This window comes from Sulfuriferula sp., from assembly GCF_054605375.1.
Genome location: NZ_JBTSEG010000008.1, coordinates 1 through 26,409, shown reverse-complemented (window position 1 = coordinate 26,409; position 26,409 = coordinate 1). Strand labels below are relative to the sequence as shown.

Genomic DNA, 26,409 nt, shown 5'->3' with positions numbered 1-26,409 from the left:
TTGCCAGAAACCTGCCTCACGTGACCTACCGCTCATGGCACCAATCGTATCCTCAATCTGAGCACCACAGAATCCCGATTTACGCAAATTGAAGCCGTCGGCCTTTGTCGTGACGTTTCCAGCCCCGAAATAGATACCCATAAAAAAGGCGCACCGAAGTGCGCCTTTTTTGCTGACCCATACCGGTCAGTTGCGGTTGCCGGAAAATGCCATCAGCAAGTTCAGCAGGTTGACGAAGATGTTGTAGATGTCCAGGTAAAGTGCCAGCGACGCCATCACGTAGTTAGTCTCGCCGCCATTCACGATCCGGCTCACGTCATACAGGATATAGCCGGAGAAAATCATGATGGCGATGGCCGAAATCGCCAGCGATGCAGCCGGTACCTGGAAGAAAATATTCGCCACTGAGGCGATTACCAGCATTACCAGGCCCACGAACAAAAACTTGCCCATGAAGCTGAAGTCTTTCTTGGTCACCGTGGCGATACCGGCCAGCGTGAAGAAAATCACGCCAGTGCCGCCCGCCGCCATGCCGATCAGCTGCGCGCCATTACTGAAGTGCAGCGCCGCCTGCAGGATCGGACCCAGCATCAAGCCGAACAGGAAGGTCACCCCCAGCAGCAGAATCACGCCCAGGCTATTGTTGCGATTTTTCTGGATGCCGTAGAACATGCCGAACATGACGGCCAGCATGCCGACTATGGACAGCACCGGATGAACTGCCATAAAGGAAAAATTCAGGCTCAGGCCGATCCAAGCACCGATCACCGTCGGGATCATGGTCAGGCTCAGCATCATATAGGTGTTGCGCAGGACTTTGTTTTGCGCCTGTGCCAGTTGAGCGGACTGGCTGTTCATTTGCAGATCAGGTTGCATGGTTACCTCCATTTATTCAGTACACACTGATACAGACTAGCCGACGTGGCATTAAGTTGCAAACACTATTAGGAACATGCCGCCGGCACGGTAAAATATCACCATGAATGCACCCGCCGCCCACACCCCGATTGTGTAGCTGCAACGATCACCAACTGCCACGAATAGAGTATTTTTATTTATACACAACATCTTACTTTCAACTATGCCCAACCACGCCGAAGCCCCGGATTGGCATGGTTTGGCGCTCAAATTGCCCCAAATTTGCCCCACGAAATCGGGCCGAATACTGGGGCATAGACAGTCGTGTGCGAGCGTAGTTTTCGAGAGGCACGCGGTGCCGCGCCGGGCTTTGACGGTGCGCGATTGACGTTCTCACAAGAGTAACTGTCTGACTCGCACTCGTCGCATAGAGCTTGACCTGCGTCCCTGGCGCGTATAATATTTTATACGGAATGAAGCGATGAGCAACGAAAAGGAAATTCGCTGGGTGGGCTCGGCCTATGACGACTTGCTGGAATTCCCGGACGAGCCACGTCGCTCTGCCGGTTTCCAGTTGGGCAAGGTTCAAGTTGGTTTGGACCCGGACGATTGGAAGCCGTTCGATGATGTCGGGGTCGGCACCAAAGAAATCCGCATTCGTGAAACCAGCGGCATCTATCGGGTGATGTACGTCGCCAAGTTTGAGGAAGCAGTGTATGTCCTGCACTGCTTCCAGAAGAAGACGCAGGCAACCAACAAGCAGGACAAGGGCATTGCCGAGGCGCGCTACCGCGCCGTGGTCAACGCGAGAAAGGCACAGAAATGAAGATCGACACCGAAATCCGCCATGTGACGAAGCCGGGAGCGAACCTCTTCCTGGAGCTTGGCTTCGCACCCGCTGAAGCCAAGCGTTTGCAGGCAGCCTCTCGCAAACAGATCAACGACACCCAGTTGCTGAAGCAGCAACTGATGGAAGAACTGTCCACCTGGATTACCGAGCATCACCTGAAGCAAGCCGAGGCCGCCGAGATCCTGATGGTCTCGCGCCCGCGCGTGTCCGACGTGGTGAACAAGAAAACGGCCAAGTTCACCATCGACACGCTGGTCGAAATGCTCAGCCGCGTCGGCAAGCCGGTCAAGCTGGCCATCGGTTGATGTCGATGTTGGGTGTTACATGGCGATAGCGATCATTTTGTCCAACGGCCACACCTGGAAAACGAAAGCAGCCGTGCTGGGGCGCATCTGGCAGGGCATGAAAAAACTCGTTCAAATTGCCCAAAATTTGCCCCAATAAAAATAATAAAACAATATAGATAATTGATTTTATGGGTAAAGAAGACTTATCTACGCACACCCCGATGATGCAGCAATACCTGCGCATCAAGGCCGAACATCCCGATATGCTGCTGTTCTACCGCATGGGGGATTTTTACGAGCTGTTTTATGAGGATGCCGCGCGCGCCTCGCAATTGCTGGGGATTACCCTGACCACGCGCGGCGCATCGGCGGGCACGCCGATCAAAATGGCCGGGGTCCCCTACCACGCGGCCGAGCAGTATCTGGCGCGCCTGGTGAAACTCGGACTGTCGGTCGCCATCTGCGAACAGGTGGGCGACCCGGCGACCAGCAAAGGTCCGGTGGAGCGCCGCGTGGCGCGGATTGTCACGCCCGGCACGCTGACCGATGCAGCGCTGCTCGACGACCAGCGCGACAGCCTGTTGCTGTCGATATGCGCCGCGCGCGACACGCTGGGGCTGGCATGGCTGAATTTGTCCAGCGGCAGCCTCCGCGTGACCGAAATCCCTGCTGCGCAGCTCGCCGCCGAACTGGAGCGCATCCGCCCCGCCGAATTGCTGCTGGCGGAAGGTTTTGCCCATGCGGCGCTGGCGACTTACCCCGCGCTGCGTGCCCTGCCCGCCTGGCAGTTTGACAATGAACGCGCGGCCGAACTGCTCACCCGGCAATTCGGCACGCATGACCTGCAGGCGTTCGGCTGCGCGCAGATGCCTGCGGCGATTGCCGCCGCCGGGGCCTTGCTGCAATACGCACAGGCCACCCAACGCGGCCTGTTGCCGCATATCAACGGGCTGGCAGTGGAACGCCTGAGCGAATTTGTGCTGATGGATGCCGCTACCCGCCGCAATCTGGAAATCTCCGAAACCCTGCGCGGCGAAGCCAGTCCCACCCTGCTCTCCTTACTCAATACATGCGTCACCAGCATGGGTACGCGGCGGCTACGCCACTGGCTGCATCATCCGCTGCGGGATCGTGACATGCTGCGCCAGCGCCAGGATGCGATCAGCCGCCTGCTGGAACAATTCGGCGCGCGCGACAAGCTGCACCGCGTGCTGCAAGGCTGTGTGGATATCGAGCGCATCGGCGGACGCATCGCGCTGGCCAGCGCGCGTCCGCGCGATTTGTCCGGCCTGCGCGATACCCTGGCCCTGTTGCCGGACATCGGTACCCAATTGGCGCAATGGGATAGCCCGCTGCTGGCCACCGCCGCGGCTGCCTGTACGCCGCAACACGCGATGCATGAACTTCTCACCCGCGCCATCCGCCCGGAACCCGCCAGCATCATCCGCGAGGGCGGCGTGATTGCCGACGGCTACGATGCCGATCTGGACGAACTGCGCGGCCTGCAAACCCACAGCGGCGAGTTTCTGATCGCCCTTGAAGCGCGCGAACGTGAACGCAGCGGTATCGCCAATCTCAAGGTCGAATACAACAAGGTGCACGGCTTCTATATCGAGGTGAGCCGCGCACAAAGCGACAAGGTGCCCGACGATTACCGGCGCCGCCAGACCCTGAAAAATGCCGAGCGCTATATCACACCGGAGCTGAAAGCCTTCGAGGACAAGGCGTTGTCGGCCTCCGAGCGCGCACTGGCACGGGAAAAACTGCTCTACGAAGCCTTGCTGCAGGCGCTGCTGCCCGGCCTGTCGGCACTGCAAATTCTGGCGACCGCGCTGGCCGATCTGGATGTGTTGTGCACCCTGGCAGAACGCGCCCAGACGCTGGGCTACTGCGTACCGCAATTCACCGACGAGGCGGTGATCGAGATTTGTGGCGGACGTCACCCGGTGGTGGAATCGCGTATCGACGACTTCATCCCCAACGACACGCTGCTGTCGCGCACGCGCCAGATGCTGCTGATTACCGGCCCCAACATGGGCGGAAAATCCACTTACATGCGCCAGACAGCGCTGATCGTGCTGCTGGCCTGCTGTGGCAGTTTGGTGCCGGCAGAAAGTGCGCGTATCGGCCCGGTCGACCAGATTTTTACCCGTATCGGCAGTTCCGATGATCTGGCCGGGGGGCGTTCCACGTTCATGGTGGAAATGACCGAGACCGCGCATATCCTGAACAACGCCACCGACAATAGCCTGGTGCTGCTCGACGAAATCGGACGCGGCACCTCCACCTTTGACGGCCTTGCGCTGGCCTGGGCGGTGGCACGCCAGCTGGCGGAAAAAACCCGCGCCTACACCCTGTTCGCCACGCACTATTTCGAGCTCACCCGGCTGCCGCTGGAATGGCGCCAGATCGCCAACGTGCACGTCGAAGCCGTCGAACACAAGGACCGGATCGTGTTTCTGCACAGCGTGAAAGAAGGCCCGGCCAGTCAGAGCTACGGCCTGCAGGTGGCCGCACTGGCGGGCGTGCCGGGCAACGTCATCCAGGCTGCGCGCAGGCATCTGGTAACGCTGGAGCAAGGCGCCACACGCAACGACCTGCAGCCCGACCTGTTCGCCGCACCCGCTGTTGAAACCGCACCGCACCCGGCACTGATACAACTAGCCGGGATTGAACCGGACAGCCTCAGCCCGAAGGTTGCGTTGGAGGCACTCTACCAACTCAAAAACCTGCTGGCAGAGTAATCCTTGCGGCGACTTTTTGTTTGCACATATAAGGAGGTTCAAGCTCCATCAATCCGAACACGCAGCAATTTGGCAGAGTTCACAAACACCAGAACATCCGGTCCCAGATGCAGAAGTGCGGCTTGGATAGGGCCAATCCAGCCCATCAGCGCTGCCGTGATACCCAACACATGGACTACGCCGACGCCAACAAACAAGTTCTCTTGAATCGTGCGATAAGCGCGACGGGCAATGGCACGGGCACTGACTATTTTAGATAAATCATCCGTCATCAAAACAATATCAGCCGCTTCCAGCGCGGCCTGGGTGCCGCCGCCGCCCATCGCGATGCCTACATCTGCGCGTGCCAATGCTGGCGCATCGTTGATGCCGTCACCTATCATTGCGACGCGATGCCCCTGCTTTTTCAACTCTTCAATCGCGGTGACTTTGTCTTCTGGCATCAAGTCGGCGCGCACTTCGTCCACGCCGAGTTCCGTGGCCACCGCGCGTGCGGTGGCCTCGTTGTCGCCGGTCAACATCACGATGCGCTTGACGCCAGTCTCTTTCAACTTTTCCAGCGCTTCACGCGCACCCGGCCGTAACAAGTCGGCAATAAAGATGACCCCGGCAAATTGTCCATCAACTGCCACATGAACCGGCGTTTGTCCGCCGTCTTCAATTGCTGCGGTAAGTTGCACGCCGTTTTCACGCAGCAATGCAGCATTGCCGACCAGCACGGCGCGACCCGAGACGGTTGCTTTAACGCCGCGACCTTGCAGCTGCTCATATTGGTCCGGCTCCGGCACGGCGATCTGTTTAAGCGTGGCGTAATCCACCACGGCTTTGGCCAGCGGATGTGCTGAACGGCGGTCGGCGGCAGCAGCCAGGCTCAACAGTTCCAGCTCGGAAAACCGGGTGTCGCGTGCCTCCACTCGAACGACTTCAGGCTTATTCGCAGTCAGCGTGCCGGTTTTGTCGAACACCATCACATCCACTTTCGCCAGCGACTCCAGATACAGTCCACCCTTGACTAAAATCCCATGGCGGGCAGCACGCGCAATGGCGGCGATCATTACCAAAGGCGTCGCCAGCCCCAGCTCGGCAGGCGAGGTAAAAATCAGCAAGGTGACAATCATGCGCACGTCGCCGGTGATGAAGTAGACCGCGATCAGGAATACAAACACCACGGGGATCAGCCACGACGCCACTTTGTCGGCGAGTTTTTGCACCGGGGCTTGCGCCGCTTCGGCGTTTTCTACCAGGCCGATAATGCGGGCAAAGGTGGTATCGCCGCCGACCTTTTCGGTTTGAATATCCACTGCGCCCGAGGCGACGATGGTGCCCGCGAACACAATGTCGCCGATAGTCTTGTCCTTAGGGAGGCTTTCGCCAGTGATGGGTGCTTCATTGATCGACGCCGCCCCACCGATGATGCTGCCGTCCACCGGGATTTTTTCACCCTCACGTACCAGCACCACATCGCCTGTTTTCAGTTGCTCGATGGGCACTACGCGTTCACCGTCCGCCCCGCGCATCAACGCCACCTGCGGCACCGAGCCAATCAGCGACTTGATCGACGCGCGGGCGCGATCCATATTCAGGTCGGCGATGAATTCCGCGATCAGAATAATCACCATCAGCACCGCGCCTGCCACCGTTTCGCCGCCGAACATCGCGACCAGCGTGGCCACTGTGACGAAAATTTCGGTACCGATTTTGCGTTCGCGCACCAGGTCGATCACACCGGTTTTGACCAGCGGATACAAACCAATCGCGACCGCTCCCCACAGCAGCTCGATGGGCACCCATTGCCGCCAATACAAAAACGCAATCAAGCCGGTCAATACAATGCGCCCGACTTCGATCCAGCGTTCATGCGTCATCAACCCGCGCCATCCCAACGCGCTTGTTTGTTCGTTTACCTCTGCATTGTTCACATTCATTTTGACCTCTCCTTTTGATGTATCCGTATAATGTTTAGTCGTCGTGTTCCAAATCCCAAATGAGATGCGCGTCGACGAGTAAGCCGTAGTAAGCCTTCAGCGCCGTGACTTGCGCTTGCAGCGCGTTGTTCATCGCAGCGGTCGCCTGGCGACGTGCCAGCAGCAAAGCTTGCAGCTCTGCTTCACCGAGCGCATAAGCCCGCTGCATCAGACCGGCGTTCTCTTGCATAGCCGCCGCGCCTTCGTTGGCGATTAGCAGGCTGTCATAGGCGCCTCGCGCAGTCATGACCGCGCTCGCGATCCCGGTCTCAAGCTGGCGCTTCTTTAGTTCGACTTCCTGGCGTGAAACCTCTACCGCAGCAACCGCCTTGGCACTGCGCAAGTCACGTATACCCCCTGGGATCGGAATGCTGATCATGACCCCGGAAAAGCGTTCCCGACCACCGATCTCCGAGGCCGTATAGACCCCGAGCGTCGGATCGGGGATCTTGTCCGCACGCGCCCGTTCTGCATGAGCCTGAGCCTTCTGCATTTGCGCTTTGGCGACCTTGAACTCATCGCTTTGCTCCAGGATGCGGTCGCGCCAAGACGCCGCGTCCTCCCCGATCGGCAATGGGATGGGCAAGGCCGTGACCTGACGCTTCACCCCGGGAAAGCGCGTGGATAGACGCGACCAAGCGGCGGAAGCCTGCGTCTTCGCATCATTGTCCATACGCCTTTGCTCGGCCAGTTCGGCGCGGGCGATGTTCACGTCCAATTTCGAGGCGTCGCCGGCGCGGGCGCGCTTTTCCACGGCTGCAAGGCTGGCCTGTGTCGACTGAAGACTGTTCTCGGCCAGCTCGCGGGCACGTTCCGTCGCCAGCCAGTCCACCCACAATGCCATCAGTTCACGCGCCGATTCGTGCAGTGCCTCGCCATAGCGCGCCTGGGACTCTTCGACGGTTGCCTTGCCGAGGTTGCGATCGGCTGCGGCTTTGCCGGGCAACCGGATCGTCCGCTCTATGCCCGCGTTCCATTCGTTATAGCGGGGGCCGTTTTCCAATCTCCGCTGCTGACTCAAGACGCGTGTGGTCCATTCATACGGCGATTTATCGAGGATGCCCGCCTCTTGCAGTGCCACTTCCAAGCCGGCGCGCGCGGCGGCAACGCCGGGGTCCTGTTCGAGCAGCGGGCGTGCAATTTCGGTTGGCAAGAGTCCTGGCGGATTCACAGGCTGCACCGCCTGCGTGGTACCAGAGACGGTCAACAGGCCGATCAGGAGCAATCGAATCATCATGCGATCTCTCCCGCTTCGACGACCGTCGTCACCCAATAACGCAGGCCTGCGCCGGCAAATTGCTGGCGAATGGCTTCGAGCAGCGCCGCTTTGTCGGCTACAGCAAAGATGACTTCCACCTCGGTGGCGCGCGCGCGGCCCAACACCTGTTCGGTTTGATCCATATTCTCGTGGGTCAGGCCGTGCGCGGCGGTAGGTGTGCTGGTGAAGACCGTCGTATTGGGCAGCATCAGCAGCAGATCGAGCAATCTTTCTTCGGCTTCTGGCGGACACAGCAGGGTTAAACAAAGTTCAGACATGGGGAACCTCTCGTTTCGAAAATGCGAAGCGTAAATACAGAATGGGGAGCAACATCAACGTGAGCGCCGTGGCAGTAATCAAACCCCCGATTACCACGATGGCGAGCGGCCGCTGAATCTCGGAACCCGGCCCGGTCGCGAACAGCAGCGGGATCAGGCCAAACGCGGTAATCGCCGCAGTCATCATCACCGGTCGCAAGCGTCGTTTCGCCCCTTGAACGACGACCTCGGCCAATTTCATTCCTTCGCTTTGCAATTGATTGAAATAGCTGACCAGCACGACCCCGTTCAGTACCGCGATCCCCAGCAGCGCGATGAAGCCGACCGACGCCGGTACCGACAGATATTCACCGGTGACCCACAGCGCGACAATGCCGCCGACCAGCGCGAACGGGACATTGCTGAGGATCAGCAGCGCCTGGCGCACCGAACCGAAGGTCGCAAACAGTAATACGAAGATCAGCCCGAGTGCGACCGGCACCACCACCGTCAAACGTGCCGCCGCGCGCTGCTGGTTCTCGAACTGTCCACCCCAGGTGATACGGTAGCCGGTGGGCAGGGGCAGCTTCTGCGCAACGAGCGCCCTGGCATCTTCGACGAAACCGACCAGATCCCGGCCGCCGACGTTGGCGATGACCACGCTATAGCGGCTACCCATTTCCCGATCGATCTTGACAGGACCTGCGGCACGCTCCAGTTTTGCGACACTGGTCAATGGGACCGTGCTGCCGTCCTTGGTCGTGATCCGCATGGCGCCAAACTCGGCTGGCGACATGCGAACCGCCTCAGCGCCGCGCAATACGATCGGCGTGCGCCGGTTGCCCTCGATCACGATGCCGGCCCGCTGACCCTCGATCTGCGTGCGCAGCGCGTCCTGGATTTCCTCGACGCTCAGGCCCAGACGTCCGGCCTGCAAGCGATCCACAGTCACCCGCAGATACTGCACGCCGTCGTTCTGGACGGTGTAAACGTCCTGATTGCCGGGAACCGTCTTGAGGAGCGCTTCAACCTGGCTTGCATACTCATTGAGCTTGCCGAGGTCGGGACCGAAGATCTTGACCGCCAGGTCGCCGCGCACGCCGATGATCATTTCGGATACCCGCATTTCGATCGGCTGTGTGAAGCTGTACTTGATGCCGGGCATGGGGTCGAGCACCTTGCGCACTTCGTCCATCAGCGCTTCCTTGCTCTTCATGCGCCATTCGCCTTTCGGCTTCAACAACAAATAGGTGTCGGTCTGGTTGAGGCCCATCGGGTCGAGGCCGATTTCATCGGAGCCGGCACGGGCAACGATGCCATGCACTTCCGGGATGGCCTGCATGATGGCTTGTTGAATCTTCAGATCAAGCGCGGCACTCTGTTCCAGGCTGACCGAGGGCAGTTTCTCGATGCCGACGATCAGGTCGCCTTCGTCCATGGTCGGCATAAAGGTTTTACCGACCTGAGTGTAGATCACGCCAGCCGCCAGCAGCATCGCCACCGCCACCGCGGCGACGACGCGCTGCCGACGCAGGCCCCAGGCAAGCGCCGGCTCGTAGAGCGCCAGCAGCTTGCGCGGTAGCCACGGGTCTTCATGCTTGACCTCGCGCAGCAGGTACGACGCCAGCACAGGAATGACCGTCAGCGACAATACCAGAGACCCGGCCAGCGCGAACACGATAGTGAGCGCCACCGGCACGAAGAATTTACCTTCCAGCCCCTGCAAGGTAAGCAATGGCAGGAACACGGTAATGATGATCAAAATCCCCGACGTCACCGGCACCGCCACTTCGCGCACCGCGCGATAAATCGTATGCAGCCGTGGCAGCTTGCCGGCGGTAGGGTCGGTCGCCAGCCGCTGCACGATGTTTTCGACCACCACCACGGCGGCATCGACCAGCATGCCGATCGCGATCGCCAGGCCGCCCAGACTCATCAGGTTCGCCGACATGCCGAAGCTGCGCATTAAAATGAAAGTAATCAGTGCTGCCAGCGGCAATACCAGAGCGACCGTCAATGCCGCCCGGAGATTACCCAGGAACAACACCAGCAACACGACGACCAAGACGGTCGCTTCAAGCAGCGCGGACGAGACCGCACTGACCGCCTTGCTGACGAGGGAGGCGCGATCGTAGAACGTCTTGATCTGCACGCCTTTGGGTAGCGTCGGTTGCAGCTCTTCCAGCTTCTTGCGCACCCCTTCGACCACCTGTTTCGCGTTGGCGCCGGCCAATCCCAACACCAGCCCCTGGACGGCTTCGCCCTTGCCGTTTTGCGTCACCACACCGTAGCGCGTGACGGTGCCGATCTTGACCTCGGCCAAATTGCCCAGTCGGACTGGCGAGCCGTCCTTTATCGTCACCACGATTGCACGCAGGTCGTCTAGGCTCTTGATGCTGCCTTCGCTGCGTACCAGCAGCACTTCGTCGCCTTCGCCGAGCCGTCCTGCGCCGTCGTTGCGATTGTTGGCTTCAATCGCCTCCTTGAGCTGCGCCATATTCACGCCGCTGGCAGCCATTTTGAGCAAATCGGGCACGACCTCGAAGGCGCGAACGACGCCACCCAGCGCATTCACGTCGGCGACGCCGGGCACGGTGCGCAGTGCCGGTCGGATGACCCAATCAAGCAGGCTGCGCCGTTCTGCCAGAGACAACCCTTCGCCTTCGACGGTGAACATAAACATTTCCCCGAGCGGCGTCGTGATCGGCGCCATACCGCCCGTGATACCGGCCGGCAGACTCCCCGTCAGCCCGCCCAGGCGTTCGCTGACTTGCTGGCGCGCCCAATAGCGGTCGGTGCCGTCCTCGAAGTCGATGGTTACATCAACCAGGCCGTACTTCGTGATCGAGCGTAGGATTTTGGTTTTCGGGATGCCGAGCATTTCCACTTCGATCGGCACCGCGATACGGCTTTCGACTTCCTCCGGCGTCATGCCGGGAGCCTTCATGATAATTTTGACCTGGGTGCTCGACACATCGGGGAACGCGTCAATCGGCAATCCGAGGTAGGCCATCCATCCCGCACCAGCGACAATCAGCGTCGCCAGCAGGATGAACAGGCGCTGCGACAAGGAGAATTGAACGAGACGGGAAAGCATCAGTTGCCTCCCTTCTCGTCGAGCCAGGCACCCTTGAGCGCGACTACGCCGCTCACAGCGATATTTTCTCCGGCCTTGAGGGCGCCCTGTATGCGTACGCGCTGGCCGGCACTGGCTATCACCTTAACGGGACGGGCTTCAAAGCTATCTGGGCTGCGGACGAATACATAAGCCTGGTTGCCGTCATGAGCGACCGCCGACAGCGGGATATCCCATCCTTCCGAGGTGCTGGCTGATGGCAATTCGACGCTAACGAATTCACCGGCACGCAGACCCTTTGCGCCCGTTTCAACCACGGCGCGCAGCGCAACGGTCTGGCTGCCGGCCGACACGCTTGAACCGACGCTGACGATACGTGCCGCACTATCGCGCCCCTGGATTTTCAGTCTGGCGCCCGGCTGCCAGTTGGCGGCGTCGGCAACCGGCGCCTGGATATCGAGCCACAAGATATCGGTCTGAGCCAGACGTAATAGCGCGGTACTCGCTTCCACCCGCTGACCGGGCTTGACGTCGATACTGGTGACGGTGCCTGCCTGCGCCGCGCGCAATGTCAGGCTGTCCTCCAGCTTGCCGGCGGCAATCCGGTTAATCGCCGCTGTTGACATGTCGGCCAGGCGTAACGCCGCCTTGGCCTGGCGTAGCGCCGCTTCGCTTTCCTGCAATGCTGCATGCGTTTCCTGTACGCGCCGCCGGGGAATGATGCCTTCGTCGAACAAGGCGCGTTCGCGCTGCGCGGCCTGGCGCGCCAGTGTGGCGCGGGTGGCGGTTTGCATTAACTGTAATTGCAACTGCCCCAATTCCGGGCTGACCAGCCGCAACAGCGGTGCGCCTCGCTTCACCACCTGATTTTGTTGCACAAACAGCTGGACCGCCAAACCGGCGAGGGGCGCGCTAACGACTTGCTCGCGACCTGGCGGCACCACGACTTGCGCCGGCAAACTCAACATGACCGGTGCTGCCTGGCTCTGCAAGGGCATGACCCGGATAGCCAGCGTCTGCATTTGTTTGTCGGTAACAGAAAATTTGGCTTGCCGTTCAGCTGCCCCTGCAACCGGGCCAAATGCAAGCACAACAGCGAGACACAGGTGCGAGACAAAATCGCTATTTTTCATATTTCATTCATCCTGAATAACCCGGCAACGCAAAAAATATGCGCCGGAACGGCATGGAAACGGATAGTCGGAACTGGCCCATGAAGGTGCGCAAAAGGATGCGCATCCTTACTCCACGGACGAAATTCCAGGCACAGACTCGCCTGTGCCCAACGCTCAGACGTGCGGCTAGCTTAAGGAAGGGTAGTGCGAGGGGGGACGGAATGGCGCTTCGAATGTCGCAAGCGCCACATCGAAGGAGGTGAAATGATAGCGGACGGCACTGGGCAGGAATGAAAAAATCCCGTCAATGACCGCACCGTGTAAAAGCTGCAGATGGTCGACAGCGTGCATCAACTGATGCTCCATGGCGCCGGTTGATTTCTCATCGTCATCGGCCAATGCGCCGATCTCGTGCACATCGGTATGGTCGACCGATGCCGTCGTCAGTTCGAGCGTGCCGCTGTGTTCAAGTTCATGCGCAAGCCAGTTCGAATGAAAACTCCATACGCCCATATTCGTCATGAAAATGACGAGCATTGCAAGCGCGAGATATTTTGTGAATAGCCTACTCATTTCATTTTATGACTTTATCATTTCCTCATACCAATATTGGGTACAGCCGAGCCAGATCAGGAGATTGCGGAGTACATGGCCAATTTCATAGATATTTGGTAATTTCCTTAAACTCATCAATGGCCGAACGTCCCTCACCGGAAGATACGCCAACTACGTGCTCAAGGCAATGATCGATATGATCGTGAATCAGCACTTTTTTGGCGGCACTTACCGCCTTCTCGACCGCGTGCAATTGCTGCGCGACATCGAGGCAGGGGCGCTGTTCTTCAAGCATGGCGATGATTGTCCGAAGGTGTCCTTCTGCACGTTTTAAACGCTTAACGATCTCTGGCTGGGCTTGGTGGATATTATGATGCTCACTCATACTGATTTATCCTATCCTCCTGGAGAGGATGTGTCAACAGGTACTGACAGCACTGGATAAAGCCAAATAATAGATTCATTACCGGGATGCTGATTAACAATAGAGAGGCCCGGATGTTATTGCAACCCGCTCAGCCAATGCGTTGGTTTTACAGTAACTCGCGCTCCGATTCTGATTACAGCTCGAAAACATGGCCTTCCTCCAGTACACGGGGCTGATGGTCATTGCCGGCGCACTGGGCGATTTCTTCCATGATGACCTGTTCGCGCCCGGGTTTGAGATGCGTAATATAGACTTGCGCAGGCCGCTTGAGTTGCGCCAGTTCGGCTGCCAGCAACACGGGGGAAAGATGCCTGGATGCGACGGCAACGCTGTGTTCGTCCTGCGGGAAAGCGGTTTCGATGATAACCGTGCACAGGTTTTCGATGCGGTTAACCCAATCCCATAATGCCGGGTTAGGGCCGGTGTCACCGCTGAACACCAGGCTGGCCGCGCCGCTGTCGAGCTGGTAGCCGACTGCCGGAACGGTGTGGCTGGCAGGCAGCGCGGTGATGCTGCGCTTGCCTAAACGGGTTGGCTGATAGACTTCGACCGCCTGGTAACGCAAGTAGGGTTGCCCCTCCGGCAATTCAGTGAAATCCGGCCAGATGCGCCAGTTGAAAATATCCTGGCGCAGGATCTCGATCACGCTATCAATGGCGTATACCGTCACCGGGCGGTCGCGCATCGCTCCCACCGAGTCGAGCATCAGCGGCAATGCCAGGATGTGATCCAGATGGGTATGGGTGATGAATACATGATCAATCGCGGCGAGCTGTTCCAATGAAAGTTTAGTCGCGCCACTACCGGCGTCGATCAGAATGTCGTCATCCACCAGCAGCGCGGTGGTGTGCCGAGCGCCGCCAATGCCGCCGCTGCAACCGAGGATGGTGACTTTCAATGTGTCCTGTCTTTCATTTCGATTCGTAGATCCATACACCGTCCCAATCCTCGCCGGGTGGATTGTCGCGCAGGTGGGTGAGGCGTTCAATATACAGGGTGTAGAGTTTCGAAGGCGTTTCAGCTTGCAGCGCACTCAGGAGCGTTTCCGCCTCGTCCCAGCGCTGGGCGCGGTATGCGGCCAGCGCGCCGGCGAAGCGTTGCGCGGCGGCAAGTGTGGCAGCGTCCACCTCGCCTTGCAGACCCAGCGGCTGGAAGATGGCGACCGGTAGCTCTTTGCCTTTGACACGCACCAGGTCTAGTTCGATGAATTCCATGTCAGGCAGCGCAGCGCGCGTACCTTCGCCTACCACCACCGGCGCCATATAAAACTTGGTGATGCCTTCCAGACGCGATGCGAGATTGACTACATCGCCCATCACGGTATACGCGATACGGAATTTGGAACCCATATTACCCACGCTGACCCGGCCGGTATTGATACCGACCCCCACGTGCAGTTCCGGCCAGCCTTTGGCGGCAAAGGTTTTGTTCAGCTCGGTCAATGCAGCCTGCATTTCCATTCCCGCCAATACTGCATCGCGGGCATGATTGGGGTTATCCATGGGCGCGCCCCAGAATGCCATGATGCAGTCGCCCATGTATTTATCGATGGTCCCCATACGCTGATGAATCACCTGGGTCATGGCGCCGAGGAATTCGTTCAGTAAATCAGATAGCTGTTGCGGCGCAAGCGTCTCGGAAATGGTGGTAAAACCGCGTACATCCGAGAACAGGATGGAAAGTTCCTTGCTTTCGGAATGCATATTGAAGCGCGACGGATCCTGGCTCATTTCTTCCACCAGGTCGGGGGGCACGTATTGGCCAAACAGGCCGGTAATCTGGCGTCTGGCACGGGTTTCGGAGAAAAACCCCCACGCCATATTGAGCAGCATCAAGCCCAGTATCAGCACCAGCGGTGCAGCCAGCGGCAATACCAGCCTGTGCTGCCATGCCCAGTAATTACCTGCCACCATCAGTCCGGCCAGTATCAGCGACAAGATCGCGCCGCGTAACGGGGTCAGGCGCGGCAATATCAGCGCCAGCAATACACCCAGCACACCCAGTATCGCCATGGTCAGATCCCGCGCATAGCCCGGCGTATAACGGATGGTGTCATCGAGAATGCCGGAAATCAGATTGGCATGGATTTCCACACCGGGGTAACTGCGTGCTACCGGCGTGACGCGCAGATCAAGCAGGCCGGGCGCAGTGGTGCCCACTAGCACAATGGCATTTTCCAGCTCACCGGCCGGAATGCGCTGCGCCAATATGTCAGCCGCTGAATAATAACGATAGCCGGGGTAAGCACGATACGGCACATATACTGCCGCCTGACTGTCCACCGGTACACGCAAGCCATCGGCAACCAATGCCAGATGGGTGTAGTGCGAGCCGGCATCGGCGACGCGCTCATAACTCAGCGGTGAGCCGAACGCGGTCAGCAGGGTAGCCAGCGAAAGCGCTTCGTAATCCGCGCCCTGATATTTCTGCAACATCAACATACGCCGGGTGACGCCATCGAAATCCGCCAGCATGTTGAAAAAACCGGCGCCCGCCGCGTTTGCCTGCAAGGCAGACAGATTACCGCCATACCCCTGATTATTGATAAAGCCCTTGTCCTGCCCTGCCATTGCGCCCGGTGCAAATGCCGGTTTTGGCAGTACTCCCGACGTCCCCGGATACGGTGTGAAATAGTAGCCCAGCACGGTCGGGCCGGAATGCAGCGACGCTGCAAAGCGGCCATCATAATCCAGCAACGGGCGGGCATTTTTGAGCGCATGGGCAAAGCTTTGGTCATGCTTGAAGCGTGTCGCGGAAAGCTTTTCCAGCGCGGGCAAGCCCGAGCTGGTATCCGGTTCGGCGAATACCACGTCGTACCCCACCGCAGCGACACTATAGTGCTCGAACAAACGCGTCGTCAGCTCAGCCAGTTTGTCGCGCCCCCACGGCCAGCGTCCGATCTGTTTCAGGCTTTTCTCATCGATGTTCACAATCACCACACGTGGATCAACCGTGTGCGGCATGGTGAGCTGGAGACGGGTATCGTAGGCCCAGGCTTCAAGACGATCTAGAAAACCGAGCCGCACGCTACCCTGAATGGCGAGCACCAGCAACAAGGTAATCAGCAGGCTAACTACGATGCGCGGAAAGGCACGTTTAAGCTTGGCGAACTGCATCCAGACTCGTTAACGAATCCGGTAGAAGCGGTCTTTGAGTTCCTTGCCTGCGGTAAGGCCATCAAAATGGGTGCCGATCGCATCACCCAGCCTGGATAAACGCTCGGCAGGCGCCGGATGGGTTTTGAACAGCAGCGCAACGCGGTTATCGTTCGGTGAGCTATGCCCGATCTCTTCGAGTACGGCAGGCAAGCCGTAGGGATCATATCCGGCGCGGGCAGCCAGCACGACGCCCATACGATCGGCAGCAAACTCGGCATTTTTATCGAGTCCGCGCGCCACGATTTCGGCACCGCTACCTATCAGCTTCTGCACCGCAGCCTGATCATTTGCCTGTTTGCCGAGGTATTGCGCACCGAGGTTGAGCAACTGGGTTTTTTGCAGAATTTTAAGGTGGTCGCGGTGCACCACGTGACTGATTTCGTGCGCAAGCACACCGGCCAGCTCAGCTTCGCTGTTGAGCTTTTGATACAGACCCTTGGTGACGAACACATACCCGCCGGGGGCAGCAAAAGCATTGATGTCGGCCGTATCTATCACCCCGAAATGCCAGGGCAGGTCCGGACGATCACTTTGCAACGCAACCCAGCGCCCCACCTCATTGACATAACGCTGCAGCTTGGGATCCGGCACCAGCGGTGCGGCCCCCAGCAAATCGCCGGAAATCTGACGCCCGATACGAATTTCGTCCTCGGTGGAGGTTTTCGAGAAGGCGCCCAACACTGTCGTGACCGTGTTGTCTTGCGCACCGGCATCCGCCGGATTTGTCTGCTTGGGCTCGGTTTGTTGTGGTGCAATTTGCTTGTTCAGCTCATCTTTCAACAAATCCTGCCAATTGGCTGCCTGTACAACACTGCTAGCGAACAGGGCGCCAACCGCAATAATCAAAATGGTTTTTTTCATTACTGCACCTCCCAGGAGTTTTTACTGCTTGTGTCGTTAGACCCGGATGGATCCGGCAGCAATGTGACGGGTTGACGGACAAGCCCGGCGTTGCCTGCAAATTGACGCGCTGCCCCTGCTGAAACTGCGTAGGATGCGAGTTCCTGAATGCCGCGCGCATTGTATTTGGCCGTCTTGAGGTCTTCTTCATTGAGTCCTCGTACACCTGCTGTAGCGACAACGTTACCGGGACGACGCTGCCCGACCTGTGCCAGGCCGGCCAGTTCAGATGCTGCATTACCGCCGCCACCGACGCGGCTGCGTACCGAGAACATGCGCACCCAGCCGCGCGTGCGTCCGCTGCTCACTTCCACCCAGCCACCCTGGCGTGTTACCACGGTAACCGGGGTTCCACGTGTTATTTTGCCAACCGTGGCACTGCGCACGGCGGGTTTGGCATAGAGTGTTTCGTTCTTGATCAGTACGCCACTGGATGCCGCAAATGCCAGCGAGGTAAATAGCGTGCCGACCAGCAATAGCCATTTTGCCTGTCTGATTTTCATCTTCATGATCTCCTGTTGTAGAACATTCTAACCTCATCCCGGCATACTTGCGCATGGTAACCTTGCACCACCTACTTTCCCTGTTCAATAATTATTCCAGACAATGAACATGCTGGTCACCTGGATCGAAACCATTGGCAATGCCGCGATCACCCGCCTGCGCTCCGCTGTCGGGCTGGCTGATTTCGGCTGGAAATTGCTGGTGGTGACACTCAATCCGCGGACTTATGACAGCGCCACGCGCTGGATTATTGTCAAACAGATTTACTTTACGGCTGTTCAGGCACTGCCCATATACATTGCCTATTCGCTGGTCATCAGTACCGTGATTATCCAGATCATGGTAACGGTAGCCCGCAATTTCGGATTATCGGAGTATGTGCCCGGTCTGATTGTCGGTTTCTTGGTGATGGAATTGCTACCGTTCCTATCGGTGTTGTTTGTCGCCCTGCGCTCCGGGGCGGCAATCAATACCGAGATCGCGCTGATGCATGTCAACAACGAACTGGCATCGTTCGAACATGCACATATTGATCCTGTCCGTTATGAATTCATGCCACGCGTGGTGGGCGGCGTGCTATCTGTACTTGCACTCACTGGCCTGTCGGTGCTGACCGCATTCGGCGTCACCTTTTTCGTGATGTATGGTCTGGAACCGGCTAATTTTCCTGCCTATGCGCGGGCCATCGGCCAGTTATTGACCTTACCGTTGCTGGGCTGGCTGGTACTCAAGACCATGCTGTTCGGATTAAGCGTGACGCTGATTCCGATCAAAACCGGACTGGAAATTCCCAAGCGCCTGTTTCTGGTACCGGTAGCCGTACTCAAGGGCATGATGCGGGTATTCTTTGCCATCGTTCTGATCGAGGTCGCATCATTAGCTTTCAAATACATATAAATTGGTGCGCCAACGAGCCTGCACGCGCCACCCAACTGGCAACACTGCTGGGTGAACAGGGCGATGCTTGTGCGCTGGTGTCACCGGACTTGCCATTGCGGGTGAATTTGACCGCGCTGGAGAACATTGCGCTAATCAAGCAGTTTCATCTCAACCATACATGGGCGCAGGCCAGCGCTGAAGCTCAGCAACTCCTGGATCAATGCGGTCATGCTGATATTGCCCTGAAACGCGATGAAGACCTGACCCCCACGCAGCGCTTTGCTGTCAAAACAGTGCGTGCCATCATGCTTGCACGGCCCTTGCTGGTCATAGACAGGCCTGCCGAGCTGCTGCCGGATGCGCCCTACCCGCACTTAATGGCCGCCATGCTGGACAAGTTGGCTGATAGGCTTCCCGACTATCAGATACTCGATTACGATTGGAATAAACCCTTGTATCCGGGCTCGATATGAATACATCCATACAATTCAAAACCGGCCTGTTCCTGGTCATTTTTTCCATTGTGAGCGCGGCTGCGTTGCTCTATCTCCTGTATTCGCGTGGCACCTTTGAACGCGAAGCCAATTTCACCCTCATCTCCGCCGATGCGACCGGTATCGCGCCAGGCACACCCATCGTCTATCGCGGCATTGCAGTGGGCAGGGTAACCGAAGTGTCGCTCAGCGATCGCGGTCTGGCGATGGTGGCGATCACCGTACCCGAACGCGAGCACCGCTGGATACGTAACACCAGTCAATTCACACTGGATAAGCCACTGGTGGGTGCCGCCGTGATACGTCTTGATACGTCGAGCCTGGATGATCCTGAACTCGTTAGTAACGCGAGTGTGCCGCTCATACTCAACCCACCGCTGGATGTACCGGCACTGGTGGCCAAGGTCAATGGCATCCTTGATCAACTTGGCGGCGTCAGTAAAAATCTGGCTTACATCACACGCAAGAATGGCGAAATTGATACTGCGCTGGTCAACGTCAAAACCATTACCACCCAGATGTCGGGAAAATACGGCATTGCCCAGGGTTTACTGGGTAGCGAAAAAAATGCCCAGGTGCTGATGGACTCACTCACCAATGTTCAAAGACTAACGACCAGGCTGGATACCATATCGAACAAACTGGACACCTGGGCATTCTCCCAGGGTGGCATGGCCGACAAGGCTGACCAGTCGCTGGCACAGATCAAGGCCATGCTGGACGACCTGCACACGAGCGTGGCCAAACTGGATGCCATTCTGGTCAACGTCAACGGCCTGACCGCCAATCTGAAAGACGGCACCAATGATCTGGTGCAACTGCGCGGACAAGTGGATGAGGCGGTGAGCAAAGCCAATCAGCTCATCACCAAAATCAACCGCATCCTGCCCTCCTCTAAACCCGGCACGGTGAAACTGCCATGAAAATCATTTTTATCCTGATTTTGAGCGGCTTGCTCAGTGCCTGTGCCGGCCAGTCTGCGCCCGACTGGCAATACGATGCGCAATCTGCGGCCGAACGGTATACGCAACACTACCTCGCAGGTGACGTAAGATTGGCCGAGACCAGCTTCCATCAAGCGCGTAGCGCGGTTGCCGCAACCGGTGAGGTCGCGGCCGTCGGGCATATCGAACTCCTGCGCTGCGGCCTGCATGTAGCCGCCCTGGATTTTACGCCATGCACTGGCTATACCGAACTCGCAGCGATCAACACCACCCCGGCTGACCATGCTTATGCACGTTTTATCAGCGGCGACTGGAAAGGCATTGATGCCCAATTGCTGCCTGCCCAGTATGTCTCGCTGATCGCGAGTGAAGGCCAGCCGCAGGTCAGCATCAATCGCAGCATCACCGCTATTGAGGATCCCGTTTCCCGTCTTGTCGCCAGCGGAATCATGATCAGGCGCGCGCAATTCGACACAGCCACCTTGCAGGGAGCCATTGATACCGCTTCGAAGCAAGGCTGGCGGCGTCCGCTCCTGACCTATCTCGGCTTGCAGGAAAAACAAGGCGGCGATCCGGCCACACTGGCGGCCATAGCAGCGCGCATCCGGCTGGTGGAGGAATCCATGCAACCTGCTGCCCAACCTGCAGTCACACCAAAGTAAATACCACAGGCTATATTGAGTCGAAGAGCATTCCAATTCTTTGGAGAATCAGGCCATGAACCCACTGCGCAAACTCAATCAATCAGGTCAGTCTATCTGGCTGGACAATCTCTCGCGCACCTTGCTGCGTGAAGGCGGATTGCAACAACTCATCGACAATGACGGCATCTCCGGCGTGACCTCCAATCCCAGCATATTCCAGAAAGCATTGGCCGACAGCCCCTACTATCATGATGATCTGTCGCGTCTTAAAAGCAGTGAAGCGGATGCAGAAAAACGCTATGAGGCGCTGGTCATTCCCGACATCCAGGCAGCCTGCGATCTGCTTTTGTCCACGTTTCAACGTACCCAGGGTGACGACGGTTATGTCAGCCTGGAAGTCTCCCCGCAACTGGCACATGACAGCGCTGCCACGATTGCTGCCGCACAGCGCCTGCGCGCCGCAGTAAACCGCCCCAACCTGTTGATCAAGATACCCGGCACAGCGGCTGGACTAATCGCGTTTGAGCAACTGGTTAGCGCAGGTGTCAGCATCAACATCACGCTGCTGTTTTCGCTACGCCAGACGGTACGTGTGTTTGAGGCGTACATTCGCGGCCTCAAACAGCGCCTGGCACAGGGTAATGATGTGCGTAGCGTGAAAGCGGTTGCCAGCCTGTTTTTATCACGCGTGGATACGCTGGTGGATCAACGTCTTTCCTCAATTGACAGCGATGCAGCGCAAGCCCTGAGCGGGTGTGCTGCAGTGGTGACCGCCAAACTCGCGTATCAACGTTACCTGGATATTTTTCATGGCGCCATGTTTGCGGAACTGGCACAGGCGGGGGCTCGGCCTCAGTATCTGTTGTGGGCAAGCACCGGAACCAAAAATCCGGCCTATTCCGACGTAAAATATCTGGAAGCCCTGATCGGTACCGAAACCATCAACACCGTACCTGATGCCACCCTTACGGCGTTTCGCGATCACGGCTATGTCGAGGTGACGCTGAATGATGACATAGCCGCCGTCGAGGCCGAGTATATTGCTTTGGAAAAAATCGGCATTGATCTAAATGCTGTCGGTGATACTTTGCAGACCGATGGATTGAAACTGTTTTCTGACGCCTTTGACAAGGTGCTTGCATCCAGTTGAGGTAGCGTGTGACCACCAATGAAGTATCACCGGATTGTTTTCTGCTGCACGCAAGCAGTTTTGAACCGGACCGGTACAATTTCGGTCAAACCAAACAAGGTAACCACGACCTGAAAAATACCGTGTTGAAGGCCGGATATTGCGGCCCGGATCAAATTGACAGCCGGGATTGAAGCAGGTAAGTTTTTGCCTTCGGTGCCTGTCGGACACGATGGATTCAAATGATTTTAAACTTCGGGGAATGACACATGCATGCTGGATTCAAGCGCCTCGTTACCCTAACCGGTTTCGGTTTGTCCATGCTTGCAGGCCAAGTATATGCAGCACAGGTATTGATGTCAGCAGAATGGGCTGCGCAGACCTGTGAAGCATGGAACAAGGACGCCAGCCTGACCACCGGCTTGGCCGGAAAATGGATCAAAAATGATCATGACCAAGGCTACAAAGTCATCCAGATGTATCGCACCGATTGTGAAAGCAGTCCTCCGGTGGAAATACGCATTGCCGACAAGGATGACAATGCCAAATGCATTTACGGCGGCAAACTGGAAACTGCAAAACCCGACTTCTCGGTAGATTATCTGATGCACGCAACAACTCAACGTTGGGTTGAAATGGGCGCTGGCGACTACGGCCCAATGAAAGCCATGTTGTTCGGCCGCCTCAAATTATCGGGCCCACGCATGGAGACTATTGGCATACTTGGCCCGTTGGGCAGCTTTCTGAAACTGATCGGAACAGTGCCTTCGGCGACCACCGGCTGCCCGGAATAATATTCATACCCGCAGAAAGCGCCCTCCCAGCTGGGCTTTTTTTTGTGGTCGCGGGGATTAACGAAACACTGCCGCTGTGACTCAAAAATCCCAGCGTGCCTATGTTTTCTTAATGCAATCTGGGCGCGCTGGCGTCTTCCGGTCTGCCGTTGGCAATTTCCTCCGCGGTTGCATCGCGTATATCCACTATATTGACAACAAAGCGCACGGTTTGGCCGGCCAGTGGATGGTTTCCATCCACGGTGAGTTTGCCGTCCTCGATTTTGGTCACGTGGAATTCCTTGCTCTCGCCAATATCATTTTCAAAACTGACGGCAGCGCCAACGTGACGAAACTGGGGGGGGACGTTATCAATACTATCCGTATAAGTCAGCTCCGGCTGATGCTGTCCGAAACCATCGGCAGGCGGCAGTACGACTTCCACGCGCTCGCCTGCCTCATGTCCCGTCAGTGTTACTTCGATTTTCTCGAACAATCCGTTATTCGCGCCATGCACATAACCGATGGGCACATCGTACTGTTCAAACACCGCTCCATTCTGGTCAATAATACTGTAGGTCAGGTACACCACCTTGTTCTTTTCAATTGTTTTTTTAAGCATTCACGACTCCGGTTATAGGGTAATCAAACAGGCTTGATGATCAGATTGAGCTCCAACTGATTTTCACCTGCCGGGAGTTGCCAGCCCAGTTGCAGCGTCACAGCCTGCATGATTTTCTCAAATCCGGCTTCGGATTGCGATACCGTAAACAGGGGATGCGAAGCCAATCTGACGGACTGGTTCGCATTCAGCGCTACACTGCCTCCCAGCACTTCATCTTCCAGCCTGATTTGATCCGTCGCCTCCACGATCAGGGGCTGGCCGAATCCCCCGACTATTTGATCCCCAAGTACAAAGCGGCCCGCCGGCCCATCACAACTGGGCATGGCCAGATTGATTTCCGTGATGAACTGCCCCTGCAAACCCTGCGGAAAGGTGTAAATCACTTGAAGCTTTCCCTTCCGCAAGGCAATACGTTTGTGTAGTGCGCCTGCGCTGGTCTCGGCAACAAAGTCCAGTATATCGCCTGTGCCTTCCTGCAGCACGTAATCCAGCCCAACTACGCCCCCATCGGCATGTAACGTATCCCTGAACAGGCTACGGCCGGTCTGATCGTAGGCCAGATCGTCCTGCGTCACGATGTGTTTGAAACTGACGCGGTCATGCGCCGAGCTGATGCCCTCACCCTGATGCACTGCTCCGGCATCATTGGCCAGGGTTTTATGGTGGTAATGCTCTGGCTGACGGCGCAGCGTATCGCCAAAATTGTGATGCAGACGGTAAGCATCCAGTTCGATCACACTGGCGCTGCCATCCAGTCGCACTACTGCCTGCAGGCTGGCATTGTGCAGGAATAACTCGTCGTTGCCATCCATATCCATATCCACACGCAATGCTGCCAGGCGTGGGGCGGCAATACCCAGCAACTGTTCGAGTTCGACGATCGCGTTGTACACGGCACGACGCGGATGCGGCAGGTACAGACCGCCAAACAGACCATGCCAGCAGGCATCGTTGGCCTGGGCTTCATGCGCAGGCGAGAATGGCAGCCGATACCGCAACGCTTCTGAAATAGGGTACAGATCCAGACGGCGGTCATCCTCCTCGGTGAAAAAAACCGTCGAGTTTATCTGCATAATGGTCGTTTCGTCTGGATCAGGTTACCCGGCGCATGGTTCCACCCGCCTCCGCTTCGCCGCCGCCGTGGCTGACAGGAATACTCAATGCTTCCGGCGCAGGCAACTTGAGCAGGTGATAGAGCTGAACCAGATTGGCACGATACAGGCGATCAAAGCTCTCTACGCTGTGACGCGGGTTATAACTGCCAAACCACCAGAACCAGTCGGAACTCTCGCAGTCGCACAGCTGTGCTTCTGCGGCCGTTTTTTCCTCATCATTCAACGTATCGCCGGCCATGATCAGGTCATACTGCTGCTTGGCGCGTGTCAGCAGATCCCATGCCTGATTTTTTTCCGGCTCGCCTATCCAGGTCGAAAAGGTGCCATATACCCAACTGCCCGCTACCAGGCCTGGCAACTCGCCAAGTTGCGCGGGGTGAGGATGGGTGGCACGCTCGTCCAGATAGCTGGAAAAGCTGTGAGGATGAATGTCTGGATGATTTTCCAGCGCAGAGTAAAGTTCATCAAGGAAAAAATAACCGTTATAGGGATAGTATTCCCAGGCATTTTCTCCATCCAGGATAACACTGACGACCGGTGTCTCATTCTCGGGCGTCTGCTGCAAAATAGTTTCCAGTTCGGCGACAAAATGGCTGACAGCATCATTGGCATGCCACTTGGAAAATTCAAAACCGATCATGTCCGACAATTTGTCGTCGCGAAAGAAACACAGGGTCTTGTGCGCAGCCACGCGGTATGGGCGATAACGCAGCTGGCGCTGCTCGGCATCCGGGACCGAAGCCGCATGCAGACTATTGGCAAGCACAGCTTCACCGCTCGCACTCCACATCATCCCGGCTTCATCGAACACCCCAAGCAATGCCGTCGATATTCCGCCCTCAGCTGGCCAGATGCCACGGGGGTGCGTACCAAAGCGCGCCTTATGACTGGCCAGTGCGGAATCGAGATGACGCCGTACGCGCAGCTCCCCGCCGGGATAAATCGGTTCAACCGGCAATTCACATTTCGGCCAGGCTTCGCGGGCCGTAGAAAAATCCATCAGAACCGGCGCAATCGGGTGGTAATGAGGTGTACTGGATATTTCCATCTGACCTGATGCAGCGAGCTTGCTGTAACGTGGAATCAGGCCGGAAATCACCTCACCAACCAGTTGATACACTCTGCGGCGGTCTGCCAGGGTGAATCCACGCCCATTTTTCAACATATCCAGTAACCATGGATAGCTGCGTCGCACTGTCTCGCCCATCCAGACCAGGTGATACCAGGTCACCAGATCGGCAAGATATTGTCCTGAAAGATAGTTCAGCGCATCGTTCCCCTGTCGCTCAGCCAGCTGGAACAATTCGGACAGCTGTTGATAGGCCGGGTAAGGCCGTACCATGGTTAAATGATTGCAGCGAAAACAATACTCCAGAATCAAATCGCGCTGCGCCTGCGTAATGTGCTCCAGATCGGATTCGATCAGCAAAGCCAGTAGTGGATCGCGTGGTTTGTTTTCCCTGAACTGACTGGCGTAGTCCTCCAGCTGGTCAAGTAGTACCGGCACAAAATTACACGTCACGCGCATTTTCGGGTGCGCCTCGAGATGCGCTGCCATGTCGCTGTAATCCTTGATGGCGTGTAGATAGGTCCACGGCAGGCGGTACTCGCCAGTGGCATAATCGCGGTAATCCGGCTGGTGAAAATGCCAGCACAGGATGAGATCAAGACAACGTGTGGCCATCAATTAACCCTGAAAAATTCATCACTCAAAAAATAAATCACCCTAGGGATGCTCTGAACAACCCCGCCTGCCGCGCAGCAGCAGACGGCTCCGCTTCAAATTTTCAAACGACAATGTGAAATGCTCAGGAAATGCAATTTTCCTCACTGCTTTTGGCGTTCTTCGCCCT

Annotated in this window: 25 protein-coding genes; 10 read left to right on the top strand and 15 right to left on the bottom strand. The window is 57.3% G+C overall.

Going from position 1 to position 26,409, the window contains the following annotated elements:
* Positions 1-186: 186 nt before the first annotated feature.
* Positions 187-876, bottom strand: coding sequence for a Bax inhibitor-1/YccA family protein (locus ACYCZJ_RS06555; protein WP_461553422.1), 690 nt, complete (start codon positions 874-876; stop codon positions 187-189).
* A 463-nt stretch (positions 877-1,339) separates the two neighbouring features.
* Here ACYCZJ_RS06555 and ACYCZJ_RS06550 point away from each other — a divergent pair, with 463 nt between their 5' ends.
* From ACYCZJ_RS06550 to mutS, 3 genes are all read left to right on the top strand, one after another.
* Positions 1,340-1,684 (top strand): type II toxin-antitoxin system RelE/ParE family toxin, encoded by a 345-nt coding sequence (locus ACYCZJ_RS06550; RefSeq protein ID WP_461553421.1) that lies wholly within the window; start codon positions 1,340-1,342, stop codon positions 1,682-1,684.
* Complete coding sequence (locus ACYCZJ_RS06545; protein WP_296891922.1) at positions 1,681-2,013, top strand: helix-turn-helix domain-containing protein; 333 nt, start codon at positions 1,681-1,683, stop codon at positions 2,011-2,013. The genes ACYCZJ_RS06550 and ACYCZJ_RS06545 overlap by 4 nt, the downstream gene beginning before the upstream one ends.
* 170 nt (positions 2,014-2,183) lie before the next feature.
* Entirely contained in the window at positions 2,184-4,739 is a 2,556-nt protein-coding gene (mutS, locus tag ACYCZJ_RS06540; RefSeq protein ID WP_461553420.1) for a DNA mismatch repair protein MutS, read from the top strand.
* Positions 4,740-4,777: 38 nt separating this feature from the next.
* Here the strand turns inward: mutS and ACYCZJ_RS06535 are convergent, their stop codons facing one another.
* The 11 genes from ACYCZJ_RS06535 to ACYCZJ_RS06485 all read right to left on the bottom strand — a co-directional run bounded on the left by ACYCZJ_RS06535 (position 4,778) and on the right by ACYCZJ_RS06485 (position 17,958).
* Entirely contained in the window at positions 4,778-6,664 is a 1,887-nt protein-coding gene (locus ACYCZJ_RS06535; RefSeq protein ID WP_461553419.1) for a heavy metal translocating P-type ATPase, read from the bottom strand.
* A gap of 34 nt (positions 6,665-6,698) precedes the next feature.
* On the bottom strand, positions 6,699-7,940 hold the full coding sequence (locus tag ACYCZJ_RS06530; RefSeq protein WP_461553418.1) for a TolC family protein: 1,242 nt from the start codon (positions 7,938-7,940) through the stop codon (positions 6,699-6,701).
* A complete protein-coding gene (locus ACYCZJ_RS06525; protein ID WP_461553417.1) occupies positions 7,937-8,239 on the bottom strand; it encodes a DUF3240 family protein in 303 nt (100 codons plus the stop codon). Before ACYCZJ_RS06525 ends, ACYCZJ_RS06530 begins: the two co-directional genes overlap by 4 nt.
* Positions 8,232-11,315 (bottom strand): efflux RND transporter permease subunit, encoded by a 3,084-nt coding sequence (locus ACYCZJ_RS06520; RefSeq protein ID WP_461553416.1) that lies wholly within the window; start codon positions 11,313-11,315, stop codon positions 8,232-8,234. Before ACYCZJ_RS06520 ends, ACYCZJ_RS06525 begins: the two co-directional genes overlap by 8 nt.
* Complete coding sequence (locus tag ACYCZJ_RS06515) at positions 11,315-12,427, bottom strand: efflux RND transporter periplasmic adaptor subunit (protein ID WP_461553415.1); 1,113 nt, start codon at positions 12,425-12,427, stop codon at positions 11,315-11,317. Before ACYCZJ_RS06515 ends, ACYCZJ_RS06520 begins: the two co-directional genes overlap by 1 nt.
* 168 nt (positions 12,428-12,595) lie before the next feature.
* Positions 12,596-12,946 carry a hypothetical protein gene (locus tag ACYCZJ_RS06510; RefSeq protein WP_461553414.1) on the bottom strand — a complete coding sequence of 117 codons (351 nt, stop codon included), beginning with the start codon at positions 12,944-12,946 and terminating at the stop codon, positions 12,596-12,598.
* A 121-nt stretch (positions 12,947-13,067) separates the two neighbouring features.
* Positions 13,068-13,349, bottom strand: coding sequence for a metal-sensing transcriptional repressor (locus tag ACYCZJ_RS06505; RefSeq protein WP_461553413.1), 282 nt, complete (start codon positions 13,347-13,349; stop codon positions 13,068-13,070).
* Between the two features lie 175 nt (positions 13,350-13,524).
* Complete coding sequence (locus ACYCZJ_RS06500) at positions 13,525-14,289, bottom strand: 3',5'-cyclic-nucleotide phosphodiesterase (protein WP_461553412.1); 765 nt, start codon at positions 14,287-14,289, stop codon at positions 13,525-13,527.
* 13 nt (positions 14,290-14,302) lie between these two features.
* Positions 14,303-16,507 (bottom strand): CHASE2 domain-containing protein, encoded by a 2,205-nt coding sequence (locus tag ACYCZJ_RS06495; RefSeq protein WP_461553411.1) that lies wholly within the window; start codon positions 16,505-16,507, stop codon positions 14,303-14,305.
* A 9-nt stretch (positions 16,508-16,516) separates the two neighbouring features.
* The gene (locus ACYCZJ_RS06490; RefSeq protein ID WP_461553410.1) at positions 16,517-17,410 is read right to left on the bottom strand and encodes a M48 family metalloprotease; all 894 of its coding nucleotides are present in this window, start codon (positions 17,408-17,410) and stop codon (positions 16,517-16,519) included.
* Entirely contained in the window at positions 17,410-17,958 is a 549-nt protein-coding gene (locus tag ACYCZJ_RS06485) for an SH3 domain-containing protein (protein WP_461553409.1), read from the bottom strand. The genes ACYCZJ_RS06490 and ACYCZJ_RS06485 overlap by 1 nt, the downstream gene beginning before the upstream one ends.
* Positions 17,959-18,055: 97 nt before the next feature.
* On the opposite strand from ACYCZJ_RS06485, the gene ACYCZJ_RS06480 reads away from it, so the two are divergent.
* The 7 genes from ACYCZJ_RS06480 to ACYCZJ_RS06450 all read left to right on the top strand — a co-directional run bounded on the left by ACYCZJ_RS06480 (position 18,056) and on the right by ACYCZJ_RS06450 (position 22,837).
* Positions 18,056-18,850 (top strand): MlaE family ABC transporter permease, encoded by a 795-nt coding sequence (locus tag ACYCZJ_RS06480; protein ID WP_461553408.1) that lies wholly within the window; start codon positions 18,056-18,058, stop codon positions 18,848-18,850.
* Between the two features lie 77 nt (positions 18,851-18,927).
* A complete protein-coding gene (locus ACYCZJ_RS06475; protein ID WP_461553407.1) occupies positions 18,928-19,305 on the top strand; it encodes a hypothetical protein in 378 nt (125 codons plus the stop codon).
* Positions 19,302-20,249, top strand: coding sequence for an MlaD family protein (locus tag ACYCZJ_RS06470; protein ID WP_461553406.1), 948 nt, complete (start codon positions 19,302-19,304; stop codon positions 20,247-20,249). The genes ACYCZJ_RS06475 and ACYCZJ_RS06470 overlap by 4 nt, the downstream gene beginning before the upstream one ends.
* Positions 20,246-20,932 carry a hypothetical protein gene (locus ACYCZJ_RS06465; RefSeq protein ID WP_461553405.1) on the top strand — a complete coding sequence of 229 codons (687 nt, stop codon included), beginning with the start codon at positions 20,246-20,248 and terminating at the stop codon, positions 20,930-20,932. The genes ACYCZJ_RS06470 and ACYCZJ_RS06465 overlap by 4 nt, the downstream gene beginning before the upstream one ends.
* Before the next feature lie 55 nt (positions 20,933-20,987).
* Positions 20,988-22,064 carry a transaldolase gene (gene tal, locus ACYCZJ_RS06460; RefSeq protein WP_461553404.1) on the top strand — a complete coding sequence of 359 codons (1,077 nt, stop codon included), beginning with the start codon at positions 20,988-20,990 and terminating at the stop codon, positions 22,062-22,064.
* An 8-nt stretch (positions 22,065-22,072) separates the two neighbouring features.
* Positions 22,073-22,237, top strand: a complete 165-nt coding sequence (locus tag ACYCZJ_RS06455; RefSeq protein ID WP_461553403.1) for a hypothetical protein — start codon at positions 22,073-22,075, stop codon at positions 22,235-22,237.
* Between the two features lie 75 nt (positions 22,238-22,312).
* The gene (locus ACYCZJ_RS06450; RefSeq protein ID WP_461553402.1) at positions 22,313-22,837 is read left to right on the top strand and encodes an SCP2 sterol-binding domain-containing protein; all 525 of its coding nucleotides are present in this window, start codon (positions 22,313-22,315) and stop codon (positions 22,835-22,837) included.
* A gap of 109 nt (positions 22,838-22,946) precedes the next feature.
* Here ACYCZJ_RS06450 and ACYCZJ_RS06445 read toward each other — a convergent pair whose 3' ends face one another.
* From ACYCZJ_RS06445 to ACYCZJ_RS06435, 3 genes are read right to left on the bottom strand one after another with little or no spacing between them, the layout of a single operon-like run.
* On the bottom strand, positions 22,947-23,438 hold the full coding sequence (locus tag ACYCZJ_RS06445; protein WP_461553401.1) for an FKBP-type peptidyl-prolyl cis-trans isomerase: 492 nt from the start codon (positions 23,436-23,438) through the stop codon (positions 22,947-22,949).
* A 23-nt stretch (positions 23,439-23,461) separates the two neighbouring features.
* The gene (locus ACYCZJ_RS06440) at positions 23,462-24,514 is read right to left on the bottom strand and encodes an alpha-amylase/4-alpha-glucanotransferase domain-containing protein (RefSeq protein WP_461553400.1); all 1,053 of its coding nucleotides are present in this window, start codon (positions 24,512-24,514) and stop codon (positions 23,462-23,464) included.
* A gap of 19 nt (positions 24,515-24,533) precedes the next feature.
* A complete protein-coding gene (locus ACYCZJ_RS06435) occupies positions 24,534-26,240 on the bottom strand; it encodes a glycoside hydrolase (RefSeq protein WP_461553399.1) in 1,707 nt (568 codons plus the stop codon).
* Positions 26,241-26,409: the final 169 nt, after the last annotated feature.

Bases quoted from the DNA above. Each gene is read 5' to 3' on its own strand.
- ACYCZJ_RS06525 (WP_461553417.1), bottom strand. From the start codon at position 8,239: ATGTCTGAACTTTGTTTAACCCTGCTGTGTCCGCCAGAAGCCGAAGAA.
- tal (WP_461553404.1), top strand. From the start codon at position 20,988: ATGAACCCACTGCGCAAACTCAATCAATCAGGTCAGTCTATCTGGCTG.
- ACYCZJ_RS06440 (WP_461553400.1), bottom strand. From the start codon at position 24,514: ATGCAGATAAACTCGACGGTTTTTTTCACCGAGGAGGATGACCGCCGT.
- ACYCZJ_RS06480 (WP_461553408.1), top strand. From the start codon at position 18,056: ATGAACATGCTGGTCACCTGGATCGAAACCATTGGCAATGCCGCGATC.
- ACYCZJ_RS06450 (WP_461553402.1), top strand. From the start codon at position 22,313: ATGCATGCTGGATTCAAGCGCCTCGTTACCCTAACCGGTTTCGGTTTG.
- ACYCZJ_RS06530 (WP_461553418.1), bottom strand. From the start codon at position 7,940: ATGATGATTCGATTGCTCCTGATCGGCCTGTTGACCGTCTCTGGTACC.
- ACYCZJ_RS06505 (WP_461553413.1), bottom strand. From the start codon at position 13,349: ATGAGTGAGCATCATAATATCCACCAAGCCCAGCCAGAGATCGTTAAG.
- ACYCZJ_RS06535 (WP_461553419.1), bottom strand. From the start codon at position 6,664: ATGAATGTGAACAATGCAGAGGTAAACGAACAAACAAGCGCGTTGGGA.
- ACYCZJ_RS06520 (WP_461553416.1), bottom strand. From the start codon at position 11,315: ATGCTTTCCCGTCTCGTTCAATTCTCCTTGTCGCAGCGCCTGTTCATC.
- ACYCZJ_RS06485 (WP_461553409.1), bottom strand. From the start codon at position 17,958: ATGAAGATGAAAATCAGACAGGCAAAATGGCTATTGCTGGTCGGCACG.
- ACYCZJ_RS06470 (WP_461553406.1), top strand. From the start codon at position 19,302: ATGAATACATCCATACAATTCAAAACCGGCCTGTTCCTGGTCATTTTT.
- ACYCZJ_RS06465 (WP_461553405.1), top strand. From the start codon at position 20,246: ATGAAAATCATTTTTATCCTGATTTTGAGCGGCTTGCTCAGTGCCTGT.
- ACYCZJ_RS06545 (WP_296891922.1), top strand. From the start codon at position 1,681: ATGAAGATCGACACCGAAATCCGCCATGTGACGAAGCCGGGAGCGAAC.
- ACYCZJ_RS06445 (WP_461553401.1), bottom strand. From the start codon at position 23,438: ATGCTTAAAAAAACAATTGAAAAGAACAAGGTGGTGTACCTGACCTAC.
- ACYCZJ_RS06490 (WP_461553410.1), bottom strand. From the start codon at position 17,410: ATGAAAAAAACCATTTTGATTATTGCGGTTGGCGCCCTGTTCGCTAGC.
- mutS (WP_461553420.1), top strand. From the start codon at position 2,184: ATGGGTAAAGAAGACTTATCTACGCACACCCCGATGATGCAGCAATAC.
- ACYCZJ_RS06510 (WP_461553414.1), bottom strand. From the start codon at position 12,946: ATGCTCGTCATTTTCATGACGAATATGGGCGTATGGAGTTTTCATTCG.
- ACYCZJ_RS06555 (WP_461553422.1), bottom strand. From the start codon at position 876: ATGCAACCTGATCTGCAAATGAACAGCCAGTCCGCTCAACTGGCACAG.
- ACYCZJ_RS06495 (WP_461553411.1), bottom strand. From the start codon at position 16,507: ATGCAGTTCGCCAAGCTTAAACGTGCCTTTCCGCGCATCGTAGTTAGC.
- ACYCZJ_RS06550 (WP_461553421.1), top strand. From the start codon at position 1,340: ATGAGCAACGAAAAGGAAATTCGCTGGGTGGGCTCGGCCTATGACGAC.
- ACYCZJ_RS06435 (WP_461553399.1), bottom strand. From the start codon at position 26,240: ATGGCCACACGTTGTCTTGATCTCATCCTGTGCTGGCATTTTCACCAG.
- ACYCZJ_RS06515 (WP_461553415.1), bottom strand. From the start codon at position 12,427: ATGAAAAATAGCGATTTTGTCTCGCACCTGTGTCTCGCTGTTGTGCTT.